19 protein-coding genes are annotated in these 23345 nt (G+C 66.7%); 2 read left to right on the top strand and 17 right to left on the bottom strand.

All coding sequences use genetic code 11. The annotated features are described in order from the left end of the window. From RT551_RS18165 to RT551_RS18135, 7 genes are all read right to left on the bottom strand, one after another. On the bottom strand, positions 1-449 hold a 449-nt coding region (locus tag RT551_RS18165), incomplete at its 3' end, for a DUF58 domain-containing protein (protein ID WP_313461113.1). A 7-nt stretch (positions 450-456) separates the two neighbouring features. Beyond that, positions 457-1476, bottom strand: a complete 1020-nt coding sequence (locus tag RT551_RS18160; RefSeq protein ID WP_313461114.1) for a MoxR family ATPase — start codon at positions 1474-1476, stop codon at positions 457-459. A 234-nt stretch (positions 1477-1710) separates the two neighbouring features. Then, positions 1711-3690, bottom strand: coding sequence for a type IV pilus secretin PilQ family protein (locus tag RT551_RS18155; RefSeq protein WP_313461112.1), 1980 nt, complete (start codon positions 3688-3690; stop codon positions 1711-1713). A gap of 20 nt (positions 3691-3710) precedes the next feature. Beyond that, entirely contained in the window at positions 3711-4247 is a 537-nt protein-coding gene (locus tag RT551_RS18150; RefSeq protein ID WP_313461111.1) for a pilus assembly protein PilP, read from the bottom strand. After that, positions 4244-4930 carry a type 4a pilus biogenesis protein PilO gene (pilO, locus tag RT551_RS18145; protein ID WP_313461110.1) on the bottom strand — a complete coding sequence of 229 codons (687 nt, stop codon included), beginning with the start codon at positions 4928-4930 and terminating at the stop codon, positions 4244-4246. Before pilO ends, RT551_RS18150 begins: the two co-directional genes overlap by 4 nt. Then, positions 4927-5742, bottom strand: coding sequence for a PilN domain-containing protein (locus RT551_RS18140; protein ID WP_313461109.1), 816 nt, complete (start codon positions 5740-5742; stop codon positions 4927-4929). Before RT551_RS18140 ends, pilO begins: the two co-directional genes overlap by 4 nt. Continuing rightward, the gene (locus RT551_RS18135) at positions 5742-6800 is read right to left on the bottom strand and encodes a pilus assembly protein PilM (RefSeq protein ID WP_336618954.1); all 1059 of its coding nucleotides are present in this window, start codon (positions 6798-6800) and stop codon (positions 5742-5744) included. The genes RT551_RS18140 and RT551_RS18135 overlap by 1 nt, the downstream gene beginning before the upstream one ends. A gap of 223 nt (positions 6801-7023) precedes the next feature. Here RT551_RS18135 and RT551_RS18130 point away from each other — a divergent pair, with 223 nt between their 5' ends. Beyond that, the gene (locus RT551_RS18130) at positions 7024-9444 is read left to right on the top strand and encodes a penicillin-binding protein 1A (protein WP_313461106.1); all 2421 of its coding nucleotides are present in this window, start codon (positions 7024-7026) and stop codon (positions 9442-9444) included. Between the two features lie 179 nt (positions 9445-9623). Beyond that, positions 9624-10271 (top strand): hypothetical protein, encoded by a 648-nt coding sequence (locus tag RT551_RS18125; RefSeq protein ID WP_313461104.1) that lies wholly within the window; start codon positions 9624-9626, stop codon positions 10269-10271. Between the two features lies 1 nt (position 10272). Here RT551_RS18125 and RT551_RS18120 read toward each other — a convergent pair whose 3' ends face one another. From RT551_RS18120 to RT551_RS18075, 10 genes are all read right to left on the bottom strand, one after another. Further along, entirely contained in the window at positions 10273-11892 is a 1620-nt protein-coding gene (locus tag RT551_RS18120; protein ID WP_313461102.1) for a YadA-like family protein, read from the bottom strand. Further along, positions 11889-12644, bottom strand: coding sequence for a pilus assembly protein (locus RT551_RS18115; RefSeq protein ID WP_313461101.1), 756 nt, complete (start codon positions 12642-12644; stop codon positions 11889-11891). The genes RT551_RS18120 and RT551_RS18115 overlap by 4 nt, the downstream gene beginning before the upstream one ends. Positions 12645-12663: 19 nt before the next feature. Next, positions 12664-13767, bottom strand: coding sequence for a CfaE/CblD family pilus tip adhesin (locus RT551_RS18110; protein WP_313461099.1), 1104 nt, complete (start codon positions 13765-13767; stop codon positions 12664-12666). A gap of 2 nt (positions 13768-13769) precedes the next feature. After that, positions 13770-16409: a TcfC E-set like domain-containing protein gene (locus tag RT551_RS18105; RefSeq protein ID WP_313461097.1), complete on the bottom strand. Its 2640-nt coding sequence runs from the start codon at positions 16407-16409 to the stop codon at positions 13770-13772. A gap of 56 nt (positions 16410-16465) precedes the next feature. Beyond that, entirely contained in the window at positions 16466-16978 is a 513-nt protein-coding gene (locus tag RT551_RS18100; protein ID WP_313461095.1) for a CS1 type fimbrial major subunit, read from the bottom strand. A 644-nt stretch (positions 16979-17622) separates the two neighbouring features. After that, positions 17623-18900: a citrate synthase gene (locus RT551_RS18095; protein WP_313461093.1), complete on the bottom strand. Its 1278-nt coding sequence runs from the start codon at positions 18898-18900 to the stop codon at positions 17623-17625. Between the two features lie 327 nt (positions 18901-19227). Continuing rightward, positions 19228-19473: a type B 50S ribosomal protein L31 gene (locus tag RT551_RS18090; RefSeq protein WP_125362240.1), complete on the bottom strand. Its 246-nt coding sequence runs from the start codon at positions 19471-19473 to the stop codon at positions 19228-19230. Between the two features lie 112 nt (positions 19474-19585). Then, positions 19586-20524 (bottom strand): nucleoside hydrolase, encoded by a 939-nt coding sequence (locus tag RT551_RS18085; protein WP_313461091.1) that lies wholly within the window; start codon positions 20522-20524, stop codon positions 19586-19588. 176 nt (positions 20525-20700) lie between these two features. After that, complete coding sequence (gene recG / locus RT551_RS18080) at positions 20701-22812, bottom strand: ATP-dependent DNA helicase RecG (RefSeq protein WP_313461089.1); 2112 nt, start codon at positions 22810-22812, stop codon at positions 20701-20703. A 7-nt stretch (positions 22813-22819) separates the two neighbouring features. After that, on the bottom strand, positions 22820-23206 hold the full coding sequence (locus tag RT551_RS18075) for a RidA family protein (RefSeq protein WP_025874214.1): 387 nt from the start codon (positions 23204-23206) through the stop codon (positions 22820-22822). Positions 23207-23345 lie beyond the last annotated feature (139 nt).

The following is a 23345-nucleotide window of genomic DNA, read 5'->3' as shown; positions in this document are numbered from 1 at the left end:
ATGGGGGGCGTAACCTGGCTGCCACGCAACGCGGCGAGCCGGTCGCCCTGGCGCTGCGCCAGCCACGCAGCAACGGCGCCAACGCGCGCGGCCTGCACGGATTTGAAGCGGACCCGGGTGCCGAAATACAGCACGGGATCGGTGTCGGCCACGAGCAGCGTCATGCGTTCGCGCTCGGCCTGGAACAATTTAGTGTGCGCGCGCCCGGTGCGTGCGGTCACCCGCCAGTCGATGTGGCGGGCATCGTCGCCACTCACATACTCGCGCGATTCGGCGTACTCCATGCCGCGTCCACGCAGGGGCGACGGTGCCTGGCCGGCCAGCCCATGCCGCCCACGCTTCGGCGGTGCCAGGCGGTGCGCACTGCGGCGCAGCGCGACCAGCTCAGCCAGTGTGGGTTGCAGCCCGTTGCCCTCCTGCGCGGTCAGGCGTTCATCATGGGCGCGCATGGCCCGCTCAGGGTACCGGCACGCGGGCCAGCACTTCGGCCACCAGGCGCTCGCCATCCCAGCCCTCGGCCGTGGCCTCATAGCTGGGCAGTACGCGGTGGCGGAGCACGTCGGGTGCCACGCTGCGGATGTCATCCGGGGTGACGTAGTCCCGTCCCTGCAGCCAGGCGCGGGCGCGGGCGCACCGTTCAAGCGCAATGGACCCGCGCGGGCTGGCCCCCCAGGCAATACGGCGCGCCAACGCGGTGTCGTAGCGGGCGGGCTCGCGTGTGGCCAGCACCAGCTCGACCAGATAGCGCTCCAGTGCCGGTGCCATGTGCAGGTCCAGCACCGCGCGACGCGCGGCGAACACGTCGGCCAGCGGCATGCGCGCCGGGGCTGGTGGCGGCTGTCCCAGCGCGTCGCGCGCCCGCTCGCGGGCAAGACGCAGGATTTCGGCTTCCGCGTCCGCATCGGGGTAGCCGATGCGTACATGCATCAGAAACCGGTCCAATTGCGCCTCGGGCAGCGGGAAGGTGCCTTCCTGCTCGATCGGATTCTGCGTGGCCATCACCAGGAACAGCGGCGGCAGCGCATAGGTGTGCCGACCCACCGTAACCTGGCGCTCGCCCATGGCTTCCAGCAACGCCGACTGCACTTTGGCGGGCGCACGATTGATTTCGTCAGCCAGCAGAATGGGATGGAAGATCGGGCCGGGTACGAACTCAAAGCGGCCTTCCTGCGGACGCCAGATCTCGGTACCGGTCAGATCGGCCGGCAGCAGGTCCGGGGTGAACTGCACCCGCGAAAAGTCCGCTTCAAGTCGCGCCGCCAGCGCACGGATGGCGGTGGTCTTGGCCAGCCCGGGGGCCCCTTCGACCAGCAGATGCCCATCGGCCAGCAGGGCGGTCAGCAGGCGGTCAACCAGTTCGCGCTGGCCGACGATCTCCCGGGACAACGCGTCGCGCAGCGCGCGGAAGGCGTCGTGCAGGCGATCGGGCGCAGCGGTGCTGTCGGCGGCGGAAGCGGCGGTATCGAGCTCGGGCATCGGAGGTGGCAGGTTCATGGCATCCGTCAGACCGGCGGAGGACGCGCCGGGTTCCCCTCACATCATGGCAGGGCTTGCGAGCCAGCGGGATCAAGATTGCCTGAACGCAGAATGGGCCGCACGAGGCGGCCCATTCTGGATCTGCTGGACCGTAGAGCCACGCCCTGCGTGGCTGCACGGAGTCCGGCGGGGTCGAAGCCACGCAGGGCGTGGCTCTACGCCCGGACGAGACACTTAGTTGGTCTTGGCCACGCGCAGGACCTTCGGGGTGACGAAGACCAGCAGTTCGGCCTTGTCCTTGTTGCGGCTGCGCTTCTTGAACAGGTTGCCCAGGAACGGCACGTCGCCCAGGAACGGCACCTTGTTCACGCTGTTGCGGTCGGTGAACTCGTACACGCCACCGATCACGACGGTCTGGCCGTCGTCCACCAGCACCGCAGTGTTCACTTCGCGACGGTTGATGGTCGGAACCTGGCCGTAGCCGTCCAGCACGATGTAGCTCTCCACTTCATCCTTCTTGACCGACATGTTCAGGAACACACGGTTGTCATTGGTGATGGTGGGAGTGACCTTCAGTTCGAGCAGCACTTCCTTGAACTGCACGTTCGGCGTCGCGGCCTGGCCACCGGTACCGCCGGTGATGGTCACATAGCCGATTTCCTTACCCTGCTTGATCACCGCTTCACGCTGGTTGGTGGTGACCACGCGCGGGTTGGAGATCACCTCACCACGCGCTTCCTGCTGCATGGCCGACAGCTCCACGTCCAGCAGATAGCCGGCGTTGAGGATCGACAGTGCCAGCGAGCCTGGGTTGCTGGCGGCAGCCACTGCGTTGTTGAACAGCAGGTTAGGAGTATTGAAGACCTGCCCCGGCGGGACCGGCACGGCACCGGTCGGGTTCGACGCGTACTCGGCAAGCGCTTCCTGGTACTCACGCTGCGCTTCCGCGTTGTCATCGATGTTGTTGTGATTCTGGTCCATGCTGCCGCCAAACCACACGTTGTCACGCCGACCGGAGATGCCGAACTTGGCACCCAGCTCACGCGCGAATGTATCGGTGGCAATCACGATGCGGCTTTCGATCAGCACCTGGTCAACCGGGCGGTCGATCACGTTGATCAGCTCGCGCATGCGCGCGATCTTCTTCGGAATGTCGCTGATCATCAACGTGTTGGTGCGCTCATCTGCAACCAGACGACCGCGCGAAGAGAGGAAACCGCTGTCCTGCTCCGCAGCGCCACCCTGACCGCCGCCACCGCCACCGCCACTGCCGGCACTGCCGCCGATGCCCTTGGCCTCGGTCAGCGCTTTGAAGATGGCCGACGCATTGTGGTAGTTGATCTGCACGTACTCGGTGATCAGATCCTGGCGGTTCTCAATCGCGATGCGGGCGTCTTCCTTGTCCTGCTCGAACTTGGCCAGTTCGGGCTGCGGAGCGACCCAGATCACCTTGTTGTCCTGGCGCTTGTCCAGGCCCTTGGCACGCAGCACGATGTCCAGCGCCTGGTCCCACGGCACGTTGACCAGGCGCAGGGTCACATTGCCCTGCACGCTGTCCGCCGCGACGATGTTCAGGTTCGACTCTTCGGCGATCAGCTGCAGCACGGTGCGCACCGGCACGTCCTGGAAGTTGAAGGTCACCGGCTTGCCGCTGTAGCCACGCGCGCCCAGGGCCGCAGCGGCCTGGGTGACGGTGGTGGCATTGATCGCCCCCGTCGCGGCCACGGCCTTGCGCGGGCTGATCTCAACCACGTACTCGTTGCCGGTCTGGTAGGCCAGCGACTCGAATGCGCTGTTGGTGTTGAGCACCAGCTGGGTGCCGCCGCCGTAGGGCTTGGGCTCGATGCGCTGAACCGGCGTGGCGAAGTCGGTCACGTTGATCGACTTCTGCAGGCTCTCCGGCAGGGTCGCATTGCCGACGTCGATGACGACGGCATTGCCCTGGTTGCGCAGGTCGGGGTTGGCCCCGTTGCCATCGAACTGCAGGATCAGGCGGCCGGAGCCGTCTTCACCGCGCTTGAAGTCGATCTTGGACACCGCCAGCGAGGCCGGTGCCGTCACCGGCGCGGCATCGGTAACAGCGTGCGTGGTCGCTGCCGGCGTTGCCGCCATCAGCGTGCCATTGGCCAGCATGAGCGCGACTCCCAGCGCGCACATGTGGATCAGCTTCGGGCGCCGGGTGGGACGCTGCAGCATGGCGTTGGAAAAGGTCATCGTGCAATCCCCATAATCATTCATTGATCTTCAAGCGCGAGCGAAGCAGGCCGTTCCAGCCAGCCGCCCGCGCCATCCGGCACCAGTTCAACCAGCTCGATCCGGTCTTCAAACACCCCGGTGACGCGGCCGTCGCTCTGCCCCATGTAAACGCCCGGACGCACCCGGTAGGTGACCTTGTCCGGAGCCATTACCAGCGCGACCAACCCCGGGCCACCACCGATCGAACCGATCATGTCCAGGGCGTCCAGCGGGAAGCCTTCCATCGGCTCCTTGCGGCGGTTTGGATCGGGCCGCATGCCGCCGGCACCATCATTGGAACGCGCCCAGGCGTCGGTGAACGGATCGCGCAACCCCTGCGCGGAATACTCAAAGGTTTCGAACTGCTGCATGACCGGCAGCGGCTCAAGCGGCGGTGCCGGGCGCGCACGCACGTCCGCCACCCATTTTTCCAGATTGGGGGCATCGCCCGGCGTGCTGGTGATGCCGCGGGCACAGCCCGCCAGCAGCGCCAGCAACAGCAGGCCGCCAACCCGTGCGGTAGAGGCAAAGGTCATGGATTACCTCCGGTCGTCGGGGTGGCACCCGGCGCTGCAGCGGCGGCCGCCTTCTCCTGCGCTTCCATTTCAACGTCATCCAGATAGCGGTAGGTCTTGACCGTGCCCGACAGTTCCAGCGCACCGCTGCGTGCGGTGATGCCGGTCTTGGGATCCTTGGGCTTCAGGTTGATGTCGTGCATGGTCAGGATGACCACGCGCGGCAGCGAAGCCACACCGCTGACGAACGCGCCGAACTGGTGGTAGCTGCCCACCATGCGCAGGGCGATCGGCTTCTCTGCGTAGAACTCCTTGGTCATCTCCTCGCCGGGCTGGAACAGCTCGTTGTTGAGGCCGCTGGACAATGCGGTCTGCGAGATGTCGATGATCAGATCAGGCATTTCGGTCTTGCTGGGCAACTGGCGCAACATCTGCTGCAACACCTGCTCCATCTGGGCCAGCTGCTGCTTCAACGGTTCCAGGTTGACCGCGCGGCCCTGTTCCTTTTCGAACTCAGCACGCAGAGTGACTTCGTTCTGTTCCAGAGCGGCAAGCTCATCGCGCTTGCCGTTGATCAGCGCAAACCAGGTCAGGAGCACAATCAGCAGCGCCAGCAGCGCACAGAAGACGATCTTCGCCTGCTGCGGCCAGCTGCCGATGTTGTTGAAGTCCAGCTCTTTCAGATTGACTTTCTTCTGGCTCATGCGGCCCCCTTCTGCGGCGTGCCCGACGGCGCGGGTTCGGCGGCCGGTGCGGGGACAATGCGGCTACCCGATGGTGCTGGCGGTGCCGGCGGCGGTTGGCTGAGCGGCTGGTTCGTGGACGGCACGGCCGGCGCAAGCGGAGCCACGCCCGGTGCTGCTGCAGGAGCCGGAGCCGCTGCAGCATCCGTCGGCACCACGCTTCCATCCGGACCCAGGCCGTCAACGGCTTCACTCTGGGCCGGCAGGGTGACCTTCACCTCGAACACATACGGCAACGATGCGATGTCGGCGATGGTGGTCGGAGCCTTGTCCTTCTCATCTTCCGGCCGCTTGGCCTCGATCACCGACAGTTCCGGCTTGGTCATCCAGCCCGAACTTTCCAGGTTGCGCATGTATGCGCTGACCCGGGCGTTGGACTGGGTGCGGCCGCCCAGGGTGAGGATGTCGCCCTCCTGCTTCACCGAGGTCAGCACCACACCTTCCGGAATGGTGCGCACCAGCGAATCGAACAGGTGCACCATCTGCGAGCGCTTCGCCTGCAGCTCCTCGATCACGCGCTTGCGGGCCAGCAGACGATCTTTCTGGCGGTCCAGACGCTCGATTTCCTTGTTCTGCTCCTTGACCTTGTCGATCTCGGCCTGCAGATAGGTATTGCGATCGCCCTGCCCGCTGATCTGGCGGTCGTAATAGAACCAGATCAGGGCCGACAACAGCACGCCGCCAATGGCGGCGAAGCCCAGCATGGTCATGAACTCGCGCTGGCGTTGCTTGCGCCGTTCGGCGCGCCAGGGCAATAGGTTGATTCTTGCCATCAGTCGAAGCTCCTCAGCGCCAGACCGGTGGCGATCATCAGCGCCGGTGCGTCCTGGGCCAGGGCGTGTGCCTGCACCTTCGGACCCAGCGTCATCTGCGCCAGCGGATTGGCCACCACCGTGGCCACGCCCAGCTGTTCCTCCACCATTTCCGGCAGACCGGCCAGCGCCGCACAACCGCCAGCCAGCACGATGTGGTCAACGCGGTTGAACTCACTGCCTGCGTAGAAGAACTGCAGCAGACGGCTGATCTGCTGGACCGTGGCTTCCTTGAACGGCTCCAGCACTTCCACTTCGTAGCTTTCCGGCAGACCGCCCTGGCGCTTGGCCAGACCGGCTTCCTCGTAGGTCAGCCCGTAGCGGCGCATGACCTCGTCGGTGAGCTGCTTGCCGCCGAACACCTGTTCGCGGCTGTACAGGCTGCGCCCACCTCGCAGGACGTTGAGCGTGGTCATGGTGGCACCGATGTCCACCAGGGCCACCACACCGTCGCTGGCAATCGGCAGCTCGCTGGCCACCAGGGCAAAGGCGTTTTCGACCGCGAAGGCCTCCACGTCCATCACCTTGGCGGACAGGCCGCCGAGCTCCAGCGCCGACTGGCGCAGCTCCACGTTCTCCGAGCGCGAGGCCGCCAACAGCACCTGGACCATTTCCGGGTTGTTGGGAATCGCGCCCAGCACCTCGAAGTCGAGGTTCACTTCCTCGATCGGGTAGGGGATGTAGTTGACCGCTTCGAGCTCGACCTGGGCTTCCATGTCGTTCTCGTCCAGATCCGCGGGCATCGGGATGAGCTTGGTGATGACCGCCGAACCGGCCACCGCCGCCGCAGCGTGCTTGGCTTTGGTTCCTGAACGGTTCACCGCGCGGCGGATGGCCTCACCCACGGCCTCCACTTCCACGATGTTCTTCTCCACCACCGCATTCGGCGGAAGAGGTTCCACGGCATAATGTTCCACACGGAAACGGTTGCCGCTGCGGGAAAGCTGCAAGAGCTTAACCGCAGTCGAACTGATATCGACGCCAATTAGCGGCGTCTGGCTTTTTGGGATAAGCCCCACGGTTTCTCCCCTGCCGACGGGCACTTGAGCGCAACACCTGCGCCCGCGCATTAATAACGTTTTTTTTTCAAATCGCAACCGCCAAGCTGCAAAACGCGCACTACGACACGTTTTACGGCTCCCCAGACGGTTCTCGACTTGGCTCCCCAGGAACAGCCCCAGCCGTTCCCTTGCGTAATCTATACTCTGCGGCCACGAAATTCGCAATCGGAATCTGTCACTGATGACACGCTTTCGCCGCTGGCTGCGCTGGTTGCTGGTCGCCTTCCTAGTCCTGGCACTGATCGGCGCTGCCGTCGCAGGTGGCCTGTACTACGCCATTTCCTCCAAATTGCCGGACGTTCAGGCCCTGCGCGACATCGAGATGCAGGAGCCCATGTACGTCTACGCCAGTGACGGCCAGCTGATGGCCGTGTTCGGCGAGTCCCGGCGCATCCCGATCACCATGAAGGAGGTCCCGGAGCGCCTGAAGCAGGCCTTCCTCGCTACCGAGGACGCCCGCTTCTACGAACATGGGGGGGTGGACTACAAGGGCATCGCGCGCGCGGTCTGGCTGCTGGCCACGACCAATGACAAGCGCGTGCCGGGTGGTTCGACCATCACCCAGCAGGTGGCCCGCCAGTTCTTCCTGAGCTCCGAGTACAGCTACACCCGCAAGCTGGCCGAGATCCTGCTGGCGCGCAAGATCGAGCAGGAACTGAGCAAGGACGAGATCTTCGAGCTGTACCTGAACAAGAGCTTCTTCGGCAACCGCGCCTACGGCGTGGCCGCGGCGGCGCAGTTCTACTACGGCAAGGAGCTCAAGGACCTGAGTCTGGATGAAATGGCCTCGCTGGCCGGCATCCCCAAGTTCCCGTCCAGCGGCAACCCGATCAGCAACCCGGAGCGTGCCCGCGAGCGCCGCGACTATTACGTACTGCAACGTATGGCCAACCTGGGCTTCATCAGCCAGGCCGAGGCCGACGCCGCCAAGGCGGTGCCGATGCATGCCAGCGCGCATGAGCCGCCGGTGCAGGTGGACGCGCCCTATGTGGCCGAGCTGGTCCGCCAGGAAATGATTGCCCGCTTCGGCGGCGACGTGGTCAACAAGGGTTACCACGTCACCACCACCATCAACGCGGAGATGCAGACCGCGGCCAATCTGGCCGTGCGCGATGGCCTGCTGACCTACGACCACCGCCACGGCTGGCACGGCGTGGAGAAGCAGGTACAGCTCGGTGCCGGCGACGATGCCGCCACGTTGGCGACACATCTGCGCTGGATGGCGTCGCAATCGGGGCTGCTGCCGGCCATCGTGTCGGCCACCGCCGCCGATGGCAGTGCCACGGTGGTGCTGGCCAACCGCACCGAGATCACCCTGCCCGCCTCGGCAGCGAAGTGGACCAACAAGACCCCGGCCAAGCTGGTGCAGCGCGGCGACATCGTGCGCGTGCGCGCCGGGGCCAAGGAGGGTGAGTGGCTGCTGGACCAGATTCCGCGCGGGCAGTCGGCGCTGGTCTCGCTGGATGCTGAAAGCGGCGCGCTGAAGGCGCTGGTGGGCGGCTTCAGCTTCTCCGGCAACAAGTTCAACCGTGCCACCCAGGCGCGCCGCCAGCCGGGCTCGAGCTTCAAGCCGTTCGTGTACGCGGCCGCCTTCGACAAGGGCTTCAATCCGGCCTCGATCGTGCTGGACGCGCCGGTGGTGTTCCGCGAACGCGGCGGCAAGACCTGGCAGCCGCAGAACGACGGCGGCGGCTTCCGTGGCCCGATGCGCCTGCGCGAAGCGCTGGTGCAGTCGCGCAACCTGGTGTCGGTGCGCCTGCTGGACGGCATGGGCGTGGACTACGCGCGCAAGTACATCAGCGAATTCGGCTTTGCCGAGGCCGAGCTGCCGCCGAACCTGTCGATGTCGCTGGGTACCGCGTCGCTGACCCCGCTGTCGATCGCACGCGGCTATGCGGTGTTCGCCAATGGCGGCTCGCGGGTGGACACCTGGTTGATCGACCAGGTCAGCGACCGCGACGGCAACCTGGTGTTCAAGGAAAACCCGGCCCTGGCCTGCCGCGACTGCGCCGGTACCAGCAGCGGTGCACCGGTGAGCCAGGTGGTGGACGGCTTCAACTTCGGGGCGGCACCGTCCGCAACCGCGCCGGCAACCGCAGCGGCCCCCAAGCCGGCCGAGCCGGCAGCTCCGGTCAACCCGGACGCCCGCGTGGCCCCGCGCGCGATTGACGCGCGCACGGCCTACCAGCTGGTGTCGATGATGCGCGACGTGGTCCAGCGCGGTACGGGCACGGCCGCAAAGGTGCTGGGCCGCGAGGACGTGGGCGGCAAGACCGGTTCGACCAACGACCACCGCGACGCGTGGTTCTCCGGCTTCGGCGGCCGCTACGTCACCACCGTATGGGTGGGCCGTGACGACTTCCGTTCGCTGGGCTATCGTGAGTACGGCGGCCGCGCGGCACTGCCGATCTGGATCGACTACATGCGCGTAGCGCTGAAGGACACCCCGATCATGCAGAACGAACCGCCGCAGGGCATGGTCCAGGCGACGCTCAACGGTGCCACCGAGTGGGTCAAGGTCGAGGATATGGAGAAGCTCGAGGAATACGACTTCAACTCCCAGATCCCGCAGGCCGACGACGCCGCCTTCGACATCTTCTGATCGTCGCTGCTGCGCCGGGCCCTGCCCGGCGCTTTTGGCTGGGAGTGTAGTGACACGCCATGCGTGTCATCGCGGTGCCGGATGCCACGTGGAGACACGCATGGCGTGTCACTACACCACGCACATGTCACACCAACGGTGTACGCTCAGCGTCAGGTCGTACCAGGGGAGCACCGCTCATGCATCGTGCACGTCAGCATGCAGCCAGCCAGACCCGCGAGCGCCGGCATCGGCTCGCCCATGAAGCCGCCCGGCTGATGGCCGAGGGCGGCATCCGCGATTACCACCAGGCCAAGCTCAAGGCCGCCAGCCGGCTGGGCATCCATGACGATGCCTCGTTGCCGCGTAATACCGAGATTGAAGACGCCCTGCGCGAGTACCAGCGCCTGTTTGCCGGTGCGGGGCATGGCGAGCAGCTGCGCGCAAAGCGGGAGGCTGCACTGCGCGCGATGGAGTTCCTGCACGCGTTCTCGCCACGCCTGTGCGGGCCGGTGTTCGACGGCACCGCCGACAACCACAGCCCGGTGCAGCTGCAGCTGCATACCGACCATGCCGATGCGGTGCAGTATTTCCTGGAAGAACACGGCATTCCGGCCGAATCGCGGATGCGCCGGCTGCGCCTGGACCGCGAGCGCACGCTGGACGTACCGGTGTGGGTGTTCAGTGCCGAAGGGCTGACCTTCGACGTGGCCGTGCTGCCCTTTGATGCCCTGCGCCAGCCACCGCTGTCTGCGGTGGATGAGAAACCGCTGCGCCGCGCCTCCACCAGCCAGCTGCGCACCCTGCTCGCCAGCGAGGAGATCGACGGCTGGCTGGGCGACGGCTGAGTCACCAGCCCACGCCGAAGCCCATGGCCAGGGTGCGCTCGCCGCCGGTGCTGAACGCCCCGTTGAGGCTGATGGTGGTGGCGGCGCGTCGGTCCAGCACACGCTGGTAGCCCACCGCCAACGCCGATTCGCCATCGGCATGGCCGACGCCGGCTCCGAGCCGGTTCCAGGTCGGCAATCCCGCGGTGTTCATTGCCATCGCCGCCTGCGCGCCGCCCATCGCCGCCATCCGGTTGAGCCGTCGATCCAGACGCTCGATTCGCTCATTCAGACGGTGCTCGACGCCAATAACGGCCTGATCGGTGTAGGCGTTGGCGCGGTTCACCGCCGCGTCCACCGCGCGCGCCTCCACCGGCAGATCGAGCGGATCAGGTGACGGCACCCCGCGCGGCGTGGCTGTCGCAGGTATCGGCGGAGCGGATGCCACTTCGGCGGCGTCGCCTTCCGGTACGCGCGCATCGGCCTCGTCGGAGGCTGCCGACGGCAACCCATCCATCCGCTGATTGAGCGTACTGGTCGCGGTTTCCAAGGCCTGCTGGGTGTCGCGTAATCCCTCGTCGAGCTGCGTCAACGCACCTGCCACGCTGTCGTGGCGCACGCCGAGCACGGTGTAGTGACGCCCCGGAAGCTGCCCGGTCGCATCGACCTCGCCCGCACCCAGCAGACCCGCCAGGCGGTTGAGCTGACGCACCGTCACGACGTCGTCCGGCGCGGTGCCCGGCATCACATGCACGATGCGCCGGCGCATGCCCTGCCCGCCCACCGACACCTCCATGGGCTGCGTGGCGACCGAGCCATAGCCGATGGCCACGCTGTTGTAGCCGTCTTCCCAGACCTGGGTGGAGGCACCGATCGCCAGGCCGTTCTCGGCCGAGACTCTGGCCCGCGCCCCCAGCGCGAAGCCGTCGGCAGCGTGCTGCTGCACGTAGGCTCCCCGGCCGATGGCCACCGAATTGGTGCCGTGTGCCCAGGTGTACGCCCCCAATGCCGTCGAACCATTGCCCTGGGCGCGCGCGTCGCTGCCGTACGCACTGCCCAGGTGTGCGGCCTGCGCCGGTCGACTCTCGCCGTCGGCTCCGACCCGGGCGTACAACGCCGCGTGTTCGAGCGGCCGGATCCGCGCATGGGTGGCATACAGCTGCGCACCGTTGATGCCCTCCCGGCTGTCAGGCTCGATCGCGCCCTCACCCAGACCGAGCAGACGGGCACCGCGCAGGCGTACGGTGTGGTCCGGCGCGAACCGCACCAGGTCACCGTTGTCTGGTATCACGCCCGTCAGCGCGCCACGCAGCGCCTCGATATCATCGCGATTGCGCGCGATCTGCAGCCCATTGGCGTCAACCTGCGGCGATAGGTCCGGCAACCCACTGGGCAGCTCACTCACTTGAACGCGGTCGCGGTCGCGGTCGCGACGCAGCACATCGGCCACGCCCAGCCCGGTCGCCAGTCCACCTGCGATAAGCCCGGCCGCGGCCGTGATCCCGGTGCGGGCATGAGCGGTGCCTTCCTCGACGTCCAGCGCAGGCTCACCCACGACAGTGGCGTCGGCCAGCGCGGTCGTGCTGGCGAGCAGACTGGCGAAGAGCGCCAGCAGCACACGCCCGGGTTTCATCGTCTTCATGCAGCGTCCTCGATCAGTTCAGGGGATTCGTCGACCGGCGCGGCGGCGGTATCGGATGAGGGACGCAGCGTCTGCTGGTGCTCCCGATAGCCGTCGCGGCTGAGGCGGTAGTACACGTTGACCCGCGCATCGGCGCGCGGCTGGAATGGCAAAGGCAGGGCGTCGCCGGGATAGACGCTGCGCTCCACCGGATGCGCCTCGCAGCTCGACGCGACACAGTGCTCCACCTTCAACACGCCCAGGCGCAGGCTGCCACCGTTGCGCAATGTGTTGCCCTGCACCTCCAGAGCGGCGCGCCCCTGTGGCGGCAGCACATTGACCAGCACGCCCCAGACCAGGCTGACCCCGACGGTCGCGCTGGCAGCACCCGGTGCTTCCGCCACATCGGTGTCCTCCAGCGGCGGTACCGCTTCGAAATAGACACGCAGGGCGGTTTCCTGCGCCACCGGGTCCAGTGCGATCACCCGCACCAGACGGCTGCCTCCAGCGGCCAATGCGAAGCGCGAGGGCATCACCGCGACGGCCGCGGCCTCGCCTGCCGCTTCATCGATCTCCTGTTCGCGTGCGGTGCCGGGGTGCAGCACACGCTTGACGGTCGCCCGGACGTACTGCGGAAGCGCCGACTGTGAGTGCACGCGCACGCCAGCCGCTTTGCCGGCATCCACGTGTATCCGCATGGGGTGGACATCCAGATTGGCGCGCGCGTGCACGGGCAGCAGCAGGCACAGGGCGGTCAGATAACGCAGCAGCATGATCAGCACTCCAGTGAGGTCAGGGTCGTCGGGTCGGCAGGCGCATGCGCAGCACCAGGGCACCCTGGTAGTGGCCATGGCGCTTGCTGGGCGCCGGTACGCGCGGCACGTGCAGGGTCATCACCATTGGCACGCAGTACACCGGGTACGGCAGGCCCGGCAGGGTCACGGCGCGCAGCGGCGCGCTGTCCAGGCCGTCCAGCGCTACCTCCGCGCGGTTGCCCAGGGCCAGCTCGCCCCCGTCATGACGAAGACGCAGCTGGTAATCGATGCGGTCCGCCTCCGCGTTGCCGCCACTGTCGTGCCAGATCGAAAAATGCTCCGATGCCGCCGGCCCGCCGTCGTGGGCACCCAGCAGCAGCCGCGGGCTGTGCGCGCCGGTGCCGTCATACAGGCACAGATCCAGCGTGGCACTGCCACCGATGCTGCCCGGCAACGGGTGCGGCCGATAATCGAGCGGCAACTGCACCCGCCCGCTGGACGCCCCGAACGCGGGCAGATGCAGGGTGGCACGCGCATGGTCGGTGACGGTGATCTCCAGCACGAACACCTGGCGTCCGATCAGCGCCCCGCCCGCATGGCGCAGGTCCAGATGCAGCTCGCCGCGCCAGCGCCCGGCCACCAGCTGGACGATGTCCGCGCGGTCCAGGCGCAGTGCCGCCGCCGTGCCGGCCGGTGCGATGTGACAGTCGCGGTTCGCGGACGTCCACAGCGGAAACACCGCTTTGTCCCAGTAATCGTCGCTGCAGGTCCGCTCCCATTCGATGCGCTCCAGCGAACCGACCAGCCCCACGGTGATGCGCTGCCCGCTGCGCTGTTCGCGGAAGTCCATGCGCAGCGTGGCCGGGCCGACCGGTCCCTGTCCGGTATCGGTCTGCGGGCAACGCCCGTGCGCAGCATCTTCAGTACAGGTCACGTGCAACCGGCCGTAGCCACGCGCGACTTCGTCGTAGCCAAGCACGGTGCGCGGTGACCACAACTGCAGCGGCTCCGGTGCTGACCGATCAAAGCTGTGCTGCAGGCTGATGGTGGTGATGCCGCCGGCAGGCACGGTAACCGGCGGGCGCTGGGCCAGCGCCCCTGCAGGTAGCAGCAACATCAGCCACAGCACGCCGACGCGCACGCTCAGGGTGCTCCCGCTGCACTGCTGCCTGCGGTCGAGGGACGGTGAGCCGACAGCAGACGCTGTACGTGAGGTTGTGCCGCAATGGACTCGGGCAACTGCGCTGCGGTAAGCGGCACGCAGGTCACGACCCCTACCCGCAGCAGTCCGGCGCGGTGTTCGCGCACCTGCAGCGGACACTGCAGCAGACGCTCACCCAGCAGCAGATACAACCAGGCATGACGCTGCTCGAACTCGGCCAGAAATTCGCCTTGCGCGCCCAGTGCCGGTACCGCCGCATTGAGAACCGACGCGCCCGCCAGCACATCTCCGGTCTCGTCGTGGGCACTGCCCAGGTAGGCATGGGTGGCCGCCACCGACACCGGCACCAGCATCAACCGACCCGGCAACAGGAACGGCTGCAGTTCAGTAGCGTCGATCGACGCGCGCAGGGCAGCCACCGATGCCACACTGGCGTCCTGCACACGCAGCGGGTGCCGCTGGTAGCCATTGACCGGCAACAGGCGACGTTCACCGACGCGCACAGTGAGTTGGCCACGGGCTCCGGCCTGGACCTCGGCGGCAGGACCGTGCAGCGCCTGATCGGCATCGACCTCGGCGTCCACCGCCACCACCACGCCGGCATCGGCCCCGTCGGCGGCTCCCCAGTAGAGCCCCTGCGAGGACACTGCCAGCGCCGTGCTGTGCTGCGCGCTCCAGGACGCACCTGGATTCCCCGTCGTGCGGGTGTACGCCACGGTCGCCCCACCCTGCCCCCACGGCCGACGCAGGTCGGCGCTGATCCGTGCGTCAAGCTCATCGCCCGGCCGCACACTCAGCTCGGTGCTGACCGCACGGGCGCTGTCGTCCTGTTCCTGGCGCCAGGTCTGCCCCAGTCGGAGCTGACGGTCGGGCATGTGGCCGCTACGCTGCCGGAGTTCGGCACCCGCGCGCTGCAGGCGCACGCGCCCGCCCGCGCTGTCCAGCCGGGCGAGGTTGATGCTCAACTGGACGCCACGGTCGGCTCTGGCCAACCGCCGGTCGGTGCTGCGCTGTTGCCAGACGCCTGCACGCGTACCCACACTCAGACCACGCCAGGCCCGGGTGCGGGTATGGCTGGCCTGCAGGCTGCGGGTGCTGCCTGGCACGCCCGGGTCGCCGGATTCGTTCGGCGGCGTCGCACTGCGTCGTTGCGTGTAGCCCAGATGCAGACTGCCTCCCAGCAGCGGGAGTGACACCGAGGCACTGGTTGCATCCACGCAACCTGCTCGGCCTGTGCGGCTTCGGTGGGCGCAGGCACCACCGCGCATGCGCTGGTGATTCAGGTTCCAGGCGACCCGGTGACGCACGCTCAGCTGCGCCTGCCCACCCTGCCCACCATCGCTGGCTGCGATCAGTCCAAGATCGGCATGCAGGTCAACCGCATTCCAGCCGCGTCGCAGCGCGACGCGTAATTCATGCTCGGCAACCCCATCGGCGTGCGAGGCCCCCAGGCCAAGACTGGTGCCGGCTGCCAGAGGAAGCCGCACCCCAGCCTGCAGTACTGGAGACGCACGTCCGGACGGGCCTGGCTCGCGTTGCCGGCCGCCCTGCACGAACCATTGCAGCGCGGGGTGCCAGGTGCCAGTGCTGCGTTGGAACGGAACCGTTTCGCTGCGCACGAAGCGACCGTCCTCGTGGATGCGCAGCGTCAGCAGATAGCTGCCGGAAGGAAACAGACGCGTGTCCAGCGTGCTTGCGCCCGCCGGCAGGTAGAAGGTCTGCAGCAGGCGTTCGCCGTCGAAGACGTCCACGCGCGCGTCGCGCCCCAGCAGCACGCTCACCGGCACCGCGTCGTCCAGCGCATCGGTATCCAGATAGGCCAGGGTGGTACCGGCACGCATGCCCTGCATGCGCCCCAGCGGTAACAGCCCGAGCCCGAACTGACCACCGAGCGGACTGGACAGATGGCGACGGTCGATGCGTCCAAACTGCAGGTAGTGGCTCGAGCCGAGATCGTGCCGGTAGTACAGCTCGTCAACATCGGTGCGCGCCTGCGCCGCAGTACCGGCCGTGCGCCAGCGCGCATGGTTCCAGCTACCGCCCAGATGGCCGGCACGGCCCACCCCCTGGGCAGCGCGCCCGTGCAGATTGAAGGCCAGTTCGCGCTCACTCCCGCTCAGATGCAGGGTCTGCTGGTACAGCAGCGCATTGCGTGCCTGCTCGGTGGCCTGATGAAAACGCGCGCGCGTGCCGTCCTGCGCAAGCCACTGCGCTGATGGAAACAGCAGCAGCACGCTTTCAGCCTCATCAAAAATGGCCGTCACCGTGGCCGCATCCTCCGGGGGCGTGCGCCAGCCGCAACCGGGTTGGGGCTGCGCATGCAGGCAGGCCAGCTGGCTGTCGCGCGGCAACGGCGCAGCCAACGCGGACAGCAGCGCCACCTGCGCTTCGTCGCTGAGGCCGAGCGCGGCAAGCACCTGCGCCGGCTGTTCGATCTGGACGTGATCCAGCGTCACCCACACCGGCCAGAGCCCGGCGGAGCGCCCGAACGCGCGCACTTCCACGCGCTCGGCGTGACCACCGGCGAGATCCTCAAAGCCGGGGGGCAGGCGCTGCGCAGCAGCCGACCGCACGATCAGCAGCAGGGTCAGTCCAAGCAACGGCAGTACAGGCAGGCGCATGCGCATGACAACGCGAGGACGCACCGGCCAACGACGGCCGGCGCGTCGCCCACGACTTACAGACTGCCGGCCTTCTGCGCCAGCACCAGGCTGACCGGGCCGTCATACAGGCCTGCCGCGCTGATCGGGCCAGGCACGGCCTGGGCAACGGTCAGCGGCATTTCGATGGAGGCACCGGGGATGGCTCCCAGGAACAGCTGGTCGGCAGTGAAATCGATCGGAGCCACACCGAGCTCGCGCCCGTTGAGGGTGACCCGCAGCGGCACATCGACGGCACCGGCGGCGGCGACGCGCGGCACCAGCACCGCGGGTTCGGCCAGACGCACGTCGACATCCAGCGTAGTGTCGTTGGAGAAGATGCGCACGCGCTCGGTCCAGCTGCTCAAGCCCTGCCCGGCGCGATACGGCAGCTGCACGGCATCGGGCAGCGCGCTGCCGTCGGCCTTGAGCAACGACAAGGTGGGATCGACATTGGCCCACACGGTGACGTGCGCTTCGGCCGCGTGTGCGGAGATGGCAGCGGTGCACAGGGCGAGTGCGGCGACGGTCTGCTTGAGGATTCGGTTCATGCATGGCGTTCCAGAAGAAGTGGACGCGCATGTTCGGCAAGTTGAGTCGCGTGCCGTATTCAAACGTTCCTAAAGCACGGGTACGTGTGGGCGAAACGCAAGCAATCCGATGGTGTGTTGGGCGTTGTGCGGAGAGCAGCGTTTTGGTTTTACCGTGCGGGAGGCCGACAGGCAGCCCCGCTCCGGGACACGCCGTGAACCCATCCATGGGGGCTGCTCCAAAACATCCATGTTTTGGAGCGTCCCTCCGGGGGCTACCTGTCGGCCTCCCCCTCATGCATTCCGTAAGGCGGAACGAAGGGCAAGTGCAACGGCAACGGCAACGGCCGATGTTGTTTTGGGGTCATGCGTTACCGGGTGTTGATTGTTTCCGGGCCGTCGTCTGTCGACCGACGCTACCGGGACTACGTGTTTTTGATTTTCTGTGGCCACCGGATTTCTGTCGGGGGCCGGTCGGGATGGGTTTGCGGGACCGTCAAAAACATGGATGTTTTTGACGAGCCCCCATGGAAGGGTTCACGGCGTGTCCCGCAAACCCATCCCGACCGGCCCAAACACGGGCACCCGTGAGCGCAGGCATTTCGCGCCAAAAAAAACGCCCCCGAAACCTCGGGGGCGTTTTTTGGAGCGGTGCTACCGGGCGATCAGGCCTGGTAGTCGCGCACGTCGTGGCCGGTGTAGACCTGGCGCGGACGGCCGATCTTCATTTCCGGGTCGACCTGCTGTTCCAGCCAATGTGCGACCCAGCCGGAAGTACGGCCCAGGGCGAACATCACGGTGAACATTTCGGTCGGAATCTGCAGCGCCTTGTAGATGATGCCGCTGTAGAAATCGACGTTCGGGTACAGCTTGCGGGCGACGAAGTAGTCGTCCTGCAGCGCGGCCTGTTCCAGCTTCACGGCCACGTCCAGCAGCGGATCCTGCACGCCCAGCTGGGTCAGGACCTTGCTGGTCATCTCACCGATCACCTTGGCGCGCGGATCGAAGTTCTTGTACACGCGGTGGCCGAAGCCCATCAGGCGGAAGCCCGAGGTCTTGTCCTTGGCCTTCAGCACGGCCGATTCGACGTTGTCGGCCGAACCGATCTCTTCCAGCATCTTCAGCACGGCTTCGTTGGCACCGCCGTGGGCCGGACCCCACAGCGCGGTGACGCCAGCGGCGACCGAGGCGTACGGGTTGGCACCGGTCGAACCGACCAGACGCACGGTCGAGGTCGAAGCGTTCTGTTCGTGGTCGGCGTGCAGGATGAACAGCAGGTCCAGCGCCTTGACCACGTCCTGGTTCAGCTCGTACTTGCCATCGGCCGACTCGAACGTCTGCTTCAGGAAGCGGCTGACGTAGTCCAGCGAGGTGTCCGGCGTGTTGGCCGGCAGGCCCTTGCCATGACGGTAGATCAGCGCCGACAGGGTCGGCACCTTGGCGATCAGGCGAACGGCGGCCTTGCGGCGCTGTTCGGCGTCAGCCAGGTCCAGCGAGGCGTGGTACTTGGCCGACAGCTGCGCGATCGCAGCGGCCAGGATGGCCATCGGGTGGGCATCCTTGTCGAAGCTGGCGATCAGGGTGTTGATCGAGGCATCGACGTTGGCTTCAGCGGCCAGCTCGTCGGTGAAGGCCTTCAGCTGCTCGGCGCTCGGACGCTCGCCATTGATCAGCAGGTAGACCACTTCGACGTAGCTCGACTTTTCCGAGAGCTGTTCGATCGGGTAGCCGCGGTACAGCAGCACGCCCTTGTCACCGTCGATATAGGTGATGGCGGACTTGCAGCTGGCGGTGGCGGTGAAGCCGGAGTCGTAAGTGAAGAGACCGGTTTCCTTGGTCAGCTTCGAGATATCGACGCAATCGTTACCGAGCGTGGGTTTGATGACGGGCAGAACAACCGACTTGTCGCCGGCGTTGAGCGTGACCTGATCAAGATCGGACACTGTGTGCGCTCCTCAGGGGAAGGCGCCCGCCCAAGCGCATGGGTCAGGCACGTGAAGGAAGTCCACAACCTGTGCTGTGGATCACGACATTATCGCACAGCAACATTTCCCACGCCCTAGGACTGAAGTCGTAGATGGAGGGGGCGCAAAGGCCCGCGCAGCGAGGTGCGACAGGGCTTGAGGGGGTCGATACGGACACTGCGTTCCGCAGCGCCCGGCAATTTATGAATCTACGTTCAGATTCCAGCAGGGTTGCATAAAAAAAACAACGGCCGCCGAAGCGACCGTTGTTCTTGAGGACATGCAGGACATGTCCTGCGGCGCAGATCAGTTCTTGCCGAAACGGCGGTTGAACTTGTCGATGCGGCCGCTGGTGTCGATGACCTTGTGCTGGCCCGTGTAGAACGGGTGCGAGGCGGAGGAGATTTCCACCTTGACCAGCGGGTATTCGTTACCGTCTTCCCACTTGATGGTTTCCTTCGTGCCCATGGTCGAGCGGGTCAGGATCTTGAAATCGGAGGTGACGTCATGGAAGACCACGTCACGGTAGTTCGGATGGATATCGTCCTTCATGAGGCACACCGTAAAAAAGAAATGGGAAAACGCAAGAGCGGCATTATAACCGCCGGCCCGCCCTGGGGGCAAGCCGGAGGTCCGCTCAATGTGAAGACGGCCACCTGGGCCTTCAGGGAACCCCGAGCGCGGCCCGGACCTGGGCTTCAAAGCGCCCCTGGTCGTAGGCCATCAGCAGCTGGGTGTTGTCCGGCTGCCCGGTCTGGCGGTTCCAGTCGACAATGGTAGCACCGCGGGTATGGACCCCGGCCAGTTCCACGTTCAGCGGGCGCGATTCCACCCGCAGGGCCCCGTCGGGCTGCAGCGCCCAGGCCATGGCCAGCGCATCGGCGGCGAACCAGCGCTCACCGCGGCTGTCTTCCGACCACAGGCGGGTCTGGCGCGAAATCAGCTCGTAGAAGCGCGCCTTGTCGGTGTCGGCCGCCAGCCACTGCTCGACATCCTTGTGCAGCAGGCCGTGAGCGACGGTGGCTTCCCAGTCGGCCACTTCGATCTGCGGGAACTGGGTGAACACCACATGCGCCGCTTCCGGGTCGAAGGCGATGTTGAATTCGGCGGCCGGGGTGATGTTGCCGTGGCAGGTCACCGCCCCGCCCATCACCAGGAAGCGCTTCACGCGCTGCGGCAGGGTCGGGTCCAGCTTGAGCGCCAGTGCCAGGTTGGTCAGCGGGCCCAGCGCCACCAGGAACAGCTCGCCGGCGTACTGGTGCGACAGGCGCAGGATCGCCAGCGCGGCGTGTTCGGCTTCGGCCTGGCGTGCGGCCGGCGGCAGGTCCACGTCGCCGAAGCCATCGGCCCCGTGCACATGGGCGGCATCCACCGAGGGGTGGATCAGCGGATCGGGGGTACCGGCGAACACCGGCACGTCTTCACGGCCAGCCACTTCACACAGCTTCAGGGCGTTGCGGACCGTGTGGTCCAGGCCGACATTGCCGGCGGCGATGGTCAGACCCACGATGTCGTGGCGGTCATCGGCAAAGGCCATCAACAGGGCCAGGGCATCGTCGACACCCGGATCGGTGTCGATCAACAGCGGAATCTTCTTGGTCATCATTGCCGTCTTTTCTAGCGGCAAGGGAGTGTCGCACCGCCTTCATGACAAATACAAGGTGGTTCCGGGGTCATGAAGCGGGATGGACCGCCTGGGCCGGCCAACGGCCGGCGCTACCGATGTCGGTGCGATGCCTCCGGTAGCGCCGGCCGTTGGCCGGCCCAAGCGGTCCTAGATCACGCCGACGCAAATCGGACTGCGCTTCCTATCCACCGACCAACAACACGGTCGGCAACATCTGGGGCTTCGGCCAACAACCGCTCGGCCAGCGCATGCACCCCCGGCAACATGTCCGCATCACGGGCCAGGTCGGCCATGCGGAACGCGGCCAGGCCGGTCTGGCGGGTACCGAGCAGTTCGCCGGGGCCGCGCAGTTCCAGGTCCTTCTCGGCAATCAGGAAGCCGTCGTTGGTCTGGCGCATCGTTTCCAGCCGCTCGCGCGCCATCTGCGACAGCGGGGCCTGGTACAGCAGCACGCAGCGTGAAACCGCCGAACCGCGCCCCACCCGCCCACGCAGCTGGTGCAACTGGGCCAGGCCCAGGCGCTCGGCATTCTCGATGATCATCAGCGAGGCATTGGGCACGTCCACACCCACTTCAATCACCGTGGTGGCCACCAGCAGATCAATCTGCCCGGCCTTGAATGCCACCATCGTGGCCAGCTTTTCGGCGGCCTTCAATCGCCCGTGCACCAGCCCCACGCGCACGCCGGGCAGCAATGCCTGCAGCGATTCAAAGGTGGCCTGCGCCGGAGTGGCATCCAGCTCTTCGCTTTCCTCGATCAGCGTGCACACCCAATACACCTGCCGGCCTTCCTGGCAGGCCAGCGCGATGCGCTCGATCAATTCGGGGCGACGATCGTTGTTCAGTGCCACCGTCTGCACCGGCGTGCGTCCCGGCGGCAATTCGTCAATGGCCGAGACATCCAGGTCGGCGTACTCGGACATCGCCAGCGTGCGCGGAATCGGCGTAGCGGTCATCACCAGCTGGTGCGGCACACTGCGTCCGTCGGCCCCCTTGTCACGCAGCGCCAGACGCTGGTGCACGCCGAAGCGGTGCTGCTCGTCGACGATGGCCAGGGCAAGGTCGGCGAACACCACCGCTTCCTGCATCAGCGCATGCGTGCCCACCACCACCTGTGCCTCACCGGATGCGACGTCAGCCAGCACTTTGGCGCGCGCCTTGCCGGTGACCTTGCCAGCCAGCCACGCCGTGCGCACGCCCAGCGGCTCCAGCCAGCCGCGCAGATTGTTCAGATGCTGCTCGGCCAGCAGTTCGGTGGGCGCGGCCAGCGCGACCTGCTTGCCGCGCTCCACGGCCAACATTGCTGCCAGGGCGGCCACCACGGTCTTGCCGGAGCCCACGTCGCCCTGTACCAGACGCAGCATCGGATGGGCTTTGGCCAGATCCTTGCGGATCTGCTCGAACACGCGCTGCTGCGCACCGGTCAGCGCGAACGGCAGGCTGCTGCGCAGCTGCTCCACCAGCGCACCACTGCCCCGCAGCGAAGGCGCGTGATGCGCCTGCAATGCCATGCGCTGGCGGCGCAGGCTGAGGTGATGGGCCAGCAGTTCCTCGATGGCCAGCCGCCGCTGTGCCGGATGACGACCGGCTGCCAGTGCGGACAGATCCGCATCCGGCGGCGGGCGATGCACGGTGAGCAATGCACTGCGAAGCGATGGCAGCGCCAGGCCATCAAGCCAGCCTGCGGGCAGCAGCTCCAGCGTGGCTTCATCGGGCAACCGATCCAGCGTCTGACCGATCAGCTTGCGCAGGGTAGTCGGGCCGATGCCTTCCACCGCCGGGTAGACCGGGTCCAGGCTGTCGCCCAGCGCGGCCTCTTCGTGCTGACCGAGGATCTGGTAACTGGGATGGACGATCTCCAACCCGAACTGGCCCGCCTTGGGCGTGCCGAAACAGCGCAGGCGGGTGCCTTTGGCGAACTGCGCCACCTGCTGCTGACGGAAGTGGAAGAAGCGCAGCACCAGCGTGCCCTGCCCTTCGTCTTCCACCGCCACCTTCAGCATGGGCCGGAAGCGCATGCCGCGTTCCACCGCCACCACCCGGCCCTCCACCTGCGCCGGCACGCCGTTGCGCAGGTCCTGGATGCGGGTGAGCGCGGTGCGGTCTTCGTAACGCAGCGGCAGGTGCAGCCACAGGTCCTGCAGCGTCAGCAGACCACGGGCGGCCAGCTTGGCCGCCACAGCCGGACCGACGCCGGCGAGCATCGACAGCGATGCCTCGCCGGACGGTGCCAGGGCCGGAGTTGCCGCTGCCTTGCGTGCCACGTCAGGGTCAGTCGATGACCATCACCGCGTCGACCTCGAAGTTGGCGCCCTTGGGCAGGCCGGAGACTTCGATGGTGGAACGGGCCGGGAACGGAGCCTGGAAGTAGTCCTGCATCACCGCGTTGACCTTGGCGAACTCGGCCAGGTCGGTCAGGTACAGGCCCAGACGCACCACCTTGTCCAGCGAGCCACCGGCGGCTTCGGCCACCGCCTTGAGGTTGTCGAAGGCGCGGCGGGCCTGGGCTTCCACGTCACCCACGCCGACGATGTCGCCGGTGGCCGGGTCCAGCGGAATCTGGCCGGAGAAGTACACGGTGTTGCCGGCGCGCACGGCCTGCGAGTACGGACCGATCGCGGCCGGGGCCTTTTCGGTGTTGATGATCTGGCGGGACATGGATGCCTCGATGTGTCGAACAATGGTGGGCCATTGTATCGGTTTCGTTCATTGCCGAGGCTCCACGCCCGGGAACGGTCCACGTTGACGCGCATGGCGCGTCACTTGTGTCTCGGACTGGGCCCTGATCAGGCACAAT

This window comes from Stenotrophomonas sp. (assembly GCF_032103445.1).
In the GTDB taxonomy this organism is placed as follows: domain Bacteria; phylum Pseudomonadota; class Gammaproteobacteria; order Xanthomonadales; family Xanthomonadaceae; genus Stenotrophomonas.
This window is presented reverse-complemented; position numbering and strand designations above follow the sequence as displayed.